General features: G+C 71.0%; 9 protein-coding genes. 3 read left to right on the forward strand and 6 right to left on the reverse strand.

The genetic code is table 11. The features are described from left to right. Window positions 1–69 precede the first annotated feature (69 nt). Entirely contained in the window at window positions 70–555 is a 486-nt protein-coding gene (locus VHK87_RS12240; protein WP_329635175.1) for a pentapeptide repeat-containing protein, read from the reverse strand. 117 nt (window positions 556–672) lie between these two features. Here VHK87_RS12240 and VHK87_RS12245 point away from each other — a divergent pair, with 117 nt between their 5' ends. Further along, window positions 673–1,299: a LuxR C-terminal-related transcriptional regulator gene (locus VHK87_RS12245; protein WP_329635176.1), complete on the forward strand. Its 627-nt coding sequence runs from the start codon at window positions 673–675 to the stop codon at window positions 1,297–1,299. An 11-nt stretch (window positions 1,300–1,310) separates the two neighbouring features. Here the strand turns inward: VHK87_RS12245 and VHK87_RS12250 are convergent, their stop codons facing one another. Further along, entirely contained in the window at window positions 1,311–3,845 is a 2,535-nt protein-coding gene (locus VHK87_RS12250; RefSeq protein WP_329635177.1) for a ribonucleotide reductase, read from the reverse strand. Window positions 3,846–4,018: 173 nt separating this feature from the next. On the opposite strand from VHK87_RS12250, the gene VHK87_RS12255 reads away from it, so the two are divergent. Further along, window positions 4,019–4,414: an NADH:ubiquinone oxidoreductase subunit NDUFA12 gene (locus tag VHK87_RS12255; RefSeq protein WP_329635178.1), complete on the forward strand. Its 396-nt coding sequence runs from the start codon at window positions 4,019–4,021 to the stop codon at window positions 4,412–4,414. 25 nt (window positions 4,415–4,439) lie between these two features. Continuing rightward, window positions 4,440–5,150: a DUF2155 domain-containing protein gene (locus VHK87_RS12260; RefSeq protein WP_329635179.1), complete on the forward strand. Its 711-nt coding sequence runs from the start codon at window positions 4,440–4,442 to the stop codon at window positions 5,148–5,150. Here VHK87_RS12260 and aat read toward each other — a convergent pair. The 4 genes from aat to accB are packed head-to-tail and all read right to left on the reverse strand — an operon-like array spanning window position 5,048 to window position 8,458. Continuing rightward, complete coding sequence (gene aat / locus VHK87_RS12265; protein ID WP_329635180.1) at window positions 5,048–5,695, reverse strand: leucyl/phenylalanyl-tRNA--protein transferase; 648 nt, start codon at window positions 5,693–5,695, stop codon at window positions 5,048–5,050. The genes VHK87_RS12260 and aat overlap by 103 nt on opposite strands. Before the next feature lie 17 nt (window positions 5,696–5,712). Then, window positions 5,713–6,579 (reverse strand): MBL fold metallo-hydrolase, encoded by an 867-nt coding sequence (locus VHK87_RS12270; protein ID WP_329635181.1) that lies wholly within the window; start codon window positions 6,577–6,579, stop codon window positions 5,713–5,715. Between the two features lie 45 nt (window positions 6,580–6,624). Beyond that, window positions 6,625–7,977, reverse strand: coding sequence for an acetyl-CoA carboxylase biotin carboxylase subunit (gene accC, locus VHK87_RS12275; RefSeq protein WP_329635182.1), 1,353 nt, complete (start codon window positions 7,975–7,977; stop codon window positions 6,625–6,627). A 4-nt stretch (window positions 7,978–7,981) separates the two neighbouring features. Then, complete coding sequence (accB, locus tag VHK87_RS12280; RefSeq protein WP_329635183.1) at window positions 7,982–8,458, reverse strand: acetyl-CoA carboxylase biotin carboxyl carrier protein; 477 nt, start codon at window positions 8,456–8,458, stop codon at window positions 7,982–7,984. Between the last annotated feature and the right edge of the window lies 1 nt (window position 8,459).

Consider the following 8,459-nt stretch of genomic DNA (forward strand, 5'->3'; position numbering starts at 1 on the left):
CGGGATCAGCCCTCATGTGCCGCCAAAGATGACGCTGACGCCACTTAAATCGCGGTAATTCTTGGTGGTTCAGCACGGCGGAATGGTGAGGCCCGGCGGCAGCTGGGTCGCGCCGTCGCCGCAGGCGCGGTTCAACTGAGCCTGGGTCAGGCCGAGGGCCCGGTCCATCTCGGCGCCCGAGAAGTTGGCCCCGTCCAGCACCGCGCCGCGGAAGTTGGCGCCCTGCAGGTAGGTCCCGACGAAGCTCGCGCCCGAAAGGTTCGCGCCGGCGAAGCCGGAGCCGGTGAAGACGCCGCCGTAGGCCTCCACGTCGCGTAGGTCCGCGCGGGCGAAGCTGGTGCGGTTCATCACCGAGGCCGACAGGTCGGCCTGGCGGAGCCTGGCGCCCGCGAAGCTCTTGCCGTGCAGCTCGGCGCGGGAGAAGTCGGCCTGGAACAGGTTGCAGCCGGCGCAGCTGGCGCCGTTCCGGGCCTGGGAGATCTGCGTCACGTTCTGGGCGAGGGCCGGCGTGGCGGCCAGCGTCAGGGCGACGGCGAGGAGGGCGATCGGTCTCATTCTGGAACGCGCCTTTCGAGCGTGGGTCCGTTTGAGACCTAGTCAGCAAGCGGCGGGCCATGGGGATGTCTGCGCCGGGTAGGGAAAACCCAGCCGACCCACGGTAGAGTTCCTGGCATGCCGAACACGCCCACCAGGGGTAGGCCGCCTCATCCGGATTTGCTGACGCCCGCAGAATGGCGGGTGGTCGAGGCCGTCCGCCACGGCATGAGCAATCCCGTGATCGCTCGCCGGCAAGGAGTCAGCGTGGACGCCGTGAAGTTCCACGTTTCCAACGCGCTGGCGAAACTTGGCCTCGCAAGCCGGCGGGAACTGCGGCGTTGGACGGGGGTGCGCAACGACAGTGCTTTGGGTGCGGAGAAGACTGAAATGACGGAGACGGTTCAGCTTGGCCCGGTCGGTCAGATCGCCCGTAGCGTGAAGGACATCGCAGCGGCCCAGCAGTGGTATGGCGAGGTGCTGGGGCTGCCGCATCTCTACACATTCGGCAAGCTGGCGTTCTTCGATTGCGGCGGCGTGCGGCTGTTTCTGGAGGAGAGCGCTGCCCAGGAACCCGCCTCAGTGCTGTACTTCCGCGTGCCGGACATCCGCGCGGCGCACACGCAGCTGTCGGCGCGAGGGGTGGAGTTCGTCAGCGCGCCTCACATGATCCATCGCCACGACGACGGGCTCGAAGAGTGGATGGCCTTCTTCAACGACAACGAGGGCCGGCTGCTTGCGATCATGTCCCAGGTGAGGGGCTGACCGGCAGCTCGTCAGCCGGTCCTGTCCGGCTGGTGTTCGCCGGCGCGGGTTCCGCAGGTGTCGCAGATCAGGGCGGCGCCCTTGCGCACCACCGCCATGTCGCCGCAGGCGGCGCAGATGTCGGCGGTCTCGAGGCTGGTGGGGCCGGAGGCCTTGCGCTCGCCGAGCGGCAGGAAGACCAGGTTGTCTGGGGCCGCGCCGCGGGAGAAGCCCTTCGAGATGAAGCGGGATGCCGGCTGTGGCTCTCCCTGCGCCAGGGCGGCGGCTGCGTCCTCGCCTTCGCCGCGGCCCAGGCCGTCGGCGTTGAGCTCGCCCGGGTCGGCGTTGGCGAGGTCAGAGCGGCCCAGGTAGGAGACGCCCAGCTCCCGGAAGATGTAGTCGAGGATCGATGTCGCCGACTTCACCGAGTCGTTGCCGGTGACCGGTCCGGCCGGCTCGAACCGGGTGAACACGAAGGCGTCGACGAACTCGTCCAGCGGCACGCCGTACTGCAGCCCGATCGAGATCGCGATGGCGAAGTTGTTCATCAGGCTGCGGAAGGCGGCGCCTTCCTTGTGCATGTCGATGAAGATCTCGCCGAGCTCGCCGTCGTCGTACTCGCCGGTGTGCAGATAGACCTTGTGGCCGCCCACCGCCGCCTTCTGGATGTAGCCCTTGCGCCGGTCGGGCAGCTTGCGGCGGGTGCGCTCGCGCTCGACGATCCGCTCCACGACCCGCTCTTCGATCACCGGGGCAGCCTCCCGCACCGGCCGGGCCTGCGGCTCCGGCGCCTTGGGGATGTCGAGGATCAGGCTGGCCGGTGGGCCGGCGCGCTGGATCCACACCGCCGAGGAGCCCAGCTGGGCCGCCTCGCGGGCGAGCTCGGCGGCCTCCTCGGGCGCGGCGTCCCAGGGCAGGGTGAACTCGGCCATGGCGGGCACGGCCAGGACCGGGCGCAGCACTGCAAGGAGGCCGAGGTAGGGGGCGGGACCCAGCTCGTCGGCCGAGGCGAACACCTGGCGCTGCGCGGCGGTGAGGAACGCGGCCTCCGCCAGCGACCCTGCGCCGAGCGCGTAGGCCTCCGCGGCGGCGATCGCCTCGCGTGTGAAGCCGGCGCGGGCCAGCAGGTCGAAGGTCGGATCGGCCAACTCGGCGTCGCCGACGCCAAGGACGTCGCGCACGAAGCCCTCGCCCACCACCTCGACAGTGAAGGCGTCGGCCAGTCGTCCGGCGCCGGCGAGCGCAGCTTCCACCGCGCTGATCTCGTGGTCGGTGAAGCCCAGGGCCCGCAGGGCCTTGTGGTCGATCCCGGGCGCCTGGGAAAGGTCGCCGCGGCCCAGCACTTCGGCGCGGGCGGCGGTCGCGTCGACGCCGAGCTTCGCAAAACCGGCGAGCGCCGCCTCGGAGAGCACGCGCACCACGACCCCGTCGGCGGTCTCGGCCAGGCTCGCCGGGCCGGTCCAGGGTTCGGCGGAGGTCCGCACACCGCCGAGCAGCAGCGCCAGCTCCGCATCGTCGAAGACGGCCAGACCGCCCTGCAGCGGTGCGCCGGCGTTCCGGACCGCCTCGGCGGCGCGGGCGTAGAGGACGCGCGCGGCCGCCCGGCCCTCGTGTGAATCGTAGGCCAGGCCTTGCGCCACCAGCCACTCGGCGACGCCGGCGAGACCCAGGAGGGCGGGCTGCGGGCCGAGGGCGGCCAGGGCCTGCGCGGCGAGCCGCACCACGGCCTCGAAGGAGACGGCGTCGAACTCTTCGCCGGCCCCGAAGGCCAGCACGTTCACCGCGGCGCGGGCCGAGCCGCGGGCGCCGGCCAGGGCACGGGCGTCGGCTTCCTGGAACGCCACGCCCACCACGCCGGATTCCCAGGCCGCGCGGGCCAGGGCCTGACCGGCGGCGCCGGCCAGGGCGTCGGCGTCGGCGACGGCGATAAGGCTGGGGCCGTTCAGCGGGAAGCGCGGCGGCTCGGCGCGCCAGAGGCTGTCGCCGGCGCGGGCCAGGGCGATGGCGTCGAGGATCAGGGCGTCCGGCGCGCCGGCTGCGCGGGCAGCCTCGGCGGCCCTGGCCAGGGTGACGTTGGCGGCGGGGTCGGCGCAGGCGGCTGCATCGCCCTCGCAGCGGAGCACGGCGTCCATCACCGCCTGCAGGCGGGCCGACAGGGTTTCGGCGGCGGCCTGAGCGGCGAGCTGGCCCCGCCGTTCGGCGCGGGCGGCGTCGATCCGGCGGAGGAAGTCGAGTTGGCCCGACACGGCGATGGCCGGGGGGGCGGCCGGGCCGCGGGCCGGCGTCACCGCCAGTGCGCCCGACAGCATCGCCGCGCCGAGATCACGCCGGAAGGCGGCCCGGTCGCGCGGGGCGGCGAACAGGCCGAGCGCCTCGCCCTTCTGGACCAGGTCCTCGGCGAATCGGAAGATGGCCGCGGGCAGGTCGGCCGGCTCGCCCCCGGCCCAGTCGAGCCAGGCCTCCAGGCGCGCGTTGGTCCAGGCCGACGGGGCCAGCACCTCCACGACCACGCCCGCCCGTTCAAGGGTGCGCCGCTCGATCCTCGCCGTGCCCGCTTCGATACGCATAGAACCGCTCCCTGCGAATCGAGGTTAGGAGAGCTGGCGGGTCCCCTCAATAGATGTTGCGGCCGCAGGGGCGGTCATCCCCAACATCTTGAAGGCGGTCGTGCTGGACCCTCCCGAGTCGCCGGGCTATTGTCCGCGCGATTTTCCGGCCGCAGCCAAGGGTTCCAAGTCACGTGTTGAAGGCGATTTTCACCTGGTGGCACGGCGGCACGTTCGGGGCGAAGTTCCATATCAAGCGCCGTGGCGTGCTGGTGGGGCAGGACGAGCTCGGCAACACCTACTACGAGGCCAAGGACACGTCGGACAGCTACGACGGCCGCAAGCGCCGGTGGGTGATCTTCAACGGCTACGCCGAGGCCTCCAAGGTCTCGCCCGACTGGCACGGCTGGCTGCACCACACCTTCGACGAGCCGCCGACCACGGCGCCGTTGCCGCGCAAAGCCTGGGAGAAGGACCACCGGCCGAACCTGTCGGGCACCCGCTTCGCATGGCGCCCGAAGGGCTCGCTGGCGCGCGGCGGCGAACGGCCGCGGGCGACCGGCGATTACGAGGCCTGGAAGCCGGACTAGACTGGCGGCGATGACTCACAACGGCATGGATGGACGCAAGACGCGGCGGCTGCTGGTCGGCGCCGCGACGCTGGCCGGGGCCGGCGCGCTGGCGCTGGTTGTGGCGGCCCAGCCGGCCCCGCCGGCCGGACCGCCTGTCCTCGATGCGCCGCCGCCCGGCGATCCGGGCAATCCGCCCGTCGACGCCGCGCCGCCTCAGGAAGAGGCCCCGCCCGCGGTGATCCAGGCCCTGCCGCCCGAGCCCGCGCCCCCGCTGGAGGCGGAGAGGGCCGAGCCGGAGCCGGAGCCGGAGGTAGAGGCCAAGGCGCCTGAGAAGGCTGTCCCCGAGCCGCCGCCGGCCAAGCGCATCCGCCACAACGTCGCCATCCTGCAAGCGATCGACAAGATCACCGCTGAGACGCTGCGGTTCGAGGCTCAGGTGGGCAAGCCGGTGCGCTACAAGAACCTGGTCTTCACGGTCCGCGCCTGCGAGCGCGCCACCGCTGAGGAGGCGATGGAGGACGCCATCGCCTACGTGGAGATCGACAGCCAGCCCCGCGCCCAACCCGGCCGCTCCACGCCGCCGGCCCGCCGTGCCTTCCGCGGCTGGATGTACGCCTCCTCGCCGGGCCTGAACCCGCTGGAGCACCCGGTCTACGATGCCTGGGTGATCACCTGCAGGGCCCCGGTGCCGGCGCAGGTCGCCGCCGCGCCGAAGTCGGCCGCGACGCCCAGCGCCGCACCCAGCCGCCGCTGATACTCGGCCCGGGGGATCTCCTCCGCGCCGAACTGCGCCAGATGCTCGGTCATGAACTGGGCGTCCAGCAGCGTGAACCCGGCCAGCTTCAGCCGCGCCACCAGGTGCACGAGCGCGACCTTCGAGGCGTCCCGGGCCCGGCTGAACATGCTCTCGCCGAAGAAGGCGCCCTGCAACGCCACCCCGTAGAGCCCGCCGACCAGCTCGCCGTTCTTCCAGCACTCTACGCTGTGGGCGAAGCCCAGGGCGAAGAGATCGGCGTACATCCGCTCGATCGGCCGGTTGATCCAGGTCTCGTCCCGTTCGGCTGCGGTGGCGCAGGCCTCCACCACTTCGGGGAAGGCGGTATCGAAGCGGATATCGAACGGATCGCTGCGCACCGTGCGCGCCAGCCGGCGCGCGACGTGGAAGCGGTCCAGCGGGATCACGCCGCGCCGCTCCGGATCGATCAGGAAGATGCGGTCGTCGTCGCGCGCGTCCGCCATCGGGAAAACCCCCCGGGCGTAGCAGGCGAGAAGCTCACGCGGTCCGAAGCGGGCGGACATGGTCGGACTCTAAGGGCCTAGACGTCGAACCTCCAGGCGCCGCCCTCGGGCGAAACCCGGCCGGCCGTCGGGCCTGGGAAGTGGGTGCCGATCACCAGCACCCCGCCCGCGGCGCAGGCGCCCAGCTGCTCCCGCCGCGTCCGCTCCGCCTGGTCCGGGTCGCGGTCGGAGACGGCGTTCCAGTGCGGCCGGGCGATCTGGCAGGGGTGGTGCATGAAGTCGCCGGTGATCATCGCCCGCTCGCCGCGGGAGGCGATGGCGACGCTGCAATGCCCCGGCGTGTGGCCGGGGGAGGGGACGAGAGCCACCTCCTCACAGAGCTGCAGCGGCAGCTCGACCAGCTCGGCGAGGTCCGCCTCGATCACCGGCTGCAGGGAGTCGGCCAGCATGGCCTTGGTCTCCGCGTCGGTTTGGCTAGACCAGTAGTCGTACTCGACCCGGTGAATCAGGTGGCGGGCGCGCTTGAAGGTGACCTGCCAGGCGCCGTCCACCAGGGTGGTGTTCCAGCCCACGTGGTCGGCATGCAGGTGTGTGCAGAGTACGACGTCGATGTCGTCGGGGGCGTAGCCGGCCTCGGCGAGGAAGCCCAGGAACGGCGTCGTCCGCTCGTTCCAGTCGGCCACCTGGCGGCCCTGCTTGTCGTTGCCCACGCAGGTGTCGACGAGGATCTTCAGGGTGGGCGTCTCGACGACCAGCGCGTGGACCGAGAGCCGCATCAGACCCTTCGAGGTCAGGAAGTGCGGTTTCAGCCAACCGATCTTGTCCAGCTCGGCCGGATCGGCGGCGGGCAGCAGGAACTGCGGCGGGAAGGCGCTCTCGTGCTCGAGCACCTTGGTGATCCGCACGTCCCCGACGCGCCAGGTGATGATGCGGTGCTCGTCCATCGCCGCAGCTTAGTCGTCCGTCACCCGCATGGGGAGGAAGGATCGCTAGGTCGCCTCCAGCTGCGCCTTCATCCAGCGCTCCAGCCAGTGGATGTCGTAGACCCCGGCGCGGATGTCGGGCTGATTCAGCAGTTCCTGGAACAGCGGGATGGTGGTGTCGATGCCGCCGACCACCATCTCGGCGAGGCACCGGCCAAGCCGGGCGATGCACTCTTCGCGGTCGCGGCCGTGGACGATCAGCTTGCCCGCCAGGCTGTCGTAGTAGGGCGGGAACACGTATCCGGCGTAGAGGGCCGAATCGAGCCGCACGCCGAGGCCGCCAGGGGCGTGAAAGTCGGTGATCAGCCCGGGCGAGGGGGTGAAGGTCTTCGCGTTCTCGGCGTTGATCCGGCACTCGATGGCGTGGCCCTCGAACACCACCTCCGACTGCTTGAACGACAGGGGCTCGCCGGCGGCGATGCGGATCTGCTCCCGGACCAGGTCGATGCCGGTGATCGCCTCGGTGACCGGGTGCTCCACCTGCAGGCGGGTGTTCATCTCGATGAAGAAGAACTCCCCGTTCTCGTAGAGGAATTCCACAGTCCCCACACCGAGATAGCCGATCTTCTTGATGGCCTCGACGACGATCCGGCCGATGTTCACGCGGGCCTTGGCGTCGATGGCCGGGGAGGGGGCCTCCTCCAGCACCTTCTGGTGACGGCGCTGCAGGGAGCAGTCGCGTTCGCCCAGGTGGCAGACGTTGCCAAAGCTGTCGGCGATGACCTGAATCTCGATGTGCCGCGGGGTCTGGAGGTAGCGCTCCATGTAGACGGCGTCGTCGCCGAAGGCGGCTCTGGCCTCCGCCTGGGCGGTGGACACAGCCTCGGCCAGGCTCTCCGGCGTCGGGGCGACCTTCATGCCGCGCCCGCCGCCGCCGGCGGCGGCCTTGATCAGCACCGGGAAGCCGATCTGCTTGGCGGCGGCCTCGGCCTCCTCCTCGGTCTTCACCGCCCCGTCGGAGCCGGGGACCACGGGGATGCCTGCGTCCCTCGCGGCCTGCTTGGCGGTGATCTTGTCGCCCATCATCCGAATGTGCTCCGGCTTGGGCCCGATAAAGGTGAAGCCGTGCGCCTGGACGATCTCGGCGAAGCGGGCGTTCTCGGACAGGAAGCCGTAGCCCGGATGGATGGCGTTGGCCCCGGTGATCTCCGCCGCGGCGATGATCGAGGGGATGTTCAGGTAGCTCTTGGCCGCCGGCGCCGGGCCGATGCAGACACTCTCGTCGGCCAGCCGCACCCACATGGCGCCGGCGTCGGCCTCGGAGTGCACCGCCACGGTGGCGATGCCCATTTCCTTGCAAGCGCGGTGGACCCGCAGGGCGATCTCGCCGCGGTTGGCGATGAGGATTTTCTCGAACATGGCCCTACTCGAGGACGATCAGGGGCTCGCCGAACTCGACCGGCTGGCCGTCCTCGATGAGGATCTCCACGACCTTGCCGCCCTTGGGCGCGGGGATCGGGTTCATCGTCTTCATCGCCTCGACGATCATCAGGGTCTGGCCGGCCTGGACGGTGTCGCCGATCTTGACGAACGGATCGGCGCCCGGCTGGGGCTGCAGATAGACCGTGCCGACCATCGGCGAGTTGACCGTATCGCCGCGCGGCGCGGCGGGCGCTGCGGGCGCGGCTTCAGCCGCAGGCGCGGCCGGAGCGTGGGCCGCGGGGGCGTAGCTGCTGGGAGCGACCTGAGCCTGGATCGTCAGGCTGCGGGCGACGCGGATCTTCAGGCCGTTGTGCTCGACCTCGATCTCGGTGAGGCCGGTGTCTGTGAGGATGTCGGCCAGCTTGCGCACCATACGCGCATCGATCGGATCGGCCGAAGCCTTCGGACTGCTCGCCATG

The sequence above is a fragment of the Phenylobacterium sp. genome, from assembly GCF_036263695.1.
GTDB lineage: Bacteria > Pseudomonadota > Alphaproteobacteria > Caulobacterales > Caulobacteraceae > Phenylobacterium.

Coding starts and splice junctions, on each gene's coding strand:
- VHK87_RS12240 (WP_329635175.1), bottom strand. CDS start 555: ATGAGACCGATCGCCCTCCTCGCCGTCGCCCTGACGCTGGCCGCCACG.
- VHK87_RS12245 (WP_329635176.1), top strand. CDS start 673: ATGCCGAACACGCCCACCAGGGGTAGGCCGCCTCATCCGGATTTGCTG.
- VHK87_RS12250 (WP_329635177.1), bottom strand. CDS start 3,845: ATGCGTATCGAAGCGGGCACGGCGAGGATCGAGCGGCGCACCCTTGAA.
- VHK87_RS12260 (WP_329635179.1), top strand. CDS start 4,440: ATGGATGGACGCAAGACGCGGCGGCTGCTGGTCGGCGCCGCGACGCTG.
- aat (WP_329635180.1), bottom strand. CDS start 5,695: ATGTCCGCCCGCTTCGGACCGCGTGAGCTTCTCGCCTGCTACGCCCGG.
- VHK87_RS12270 (WP_329635181.1), bottom strand. CDS start 6,579: ATGGACGAGCACCGCATCATCACCTGGCGCGTCGGGGACGTGCGGATC.
- accC (WP_329635182.1), bottom strand. CDS start 7,977: ATGTTCGAGAAAATCCTCATCGCCAACCGCGGCGAGATCGCCCTGCGG.
- accB (WP_329635183.1), bottom strand. CDS start 8,458: ATGGCGAGCAGTCCGAAGGCTTCGGCCGATCCGATCGATGCGCGTATG.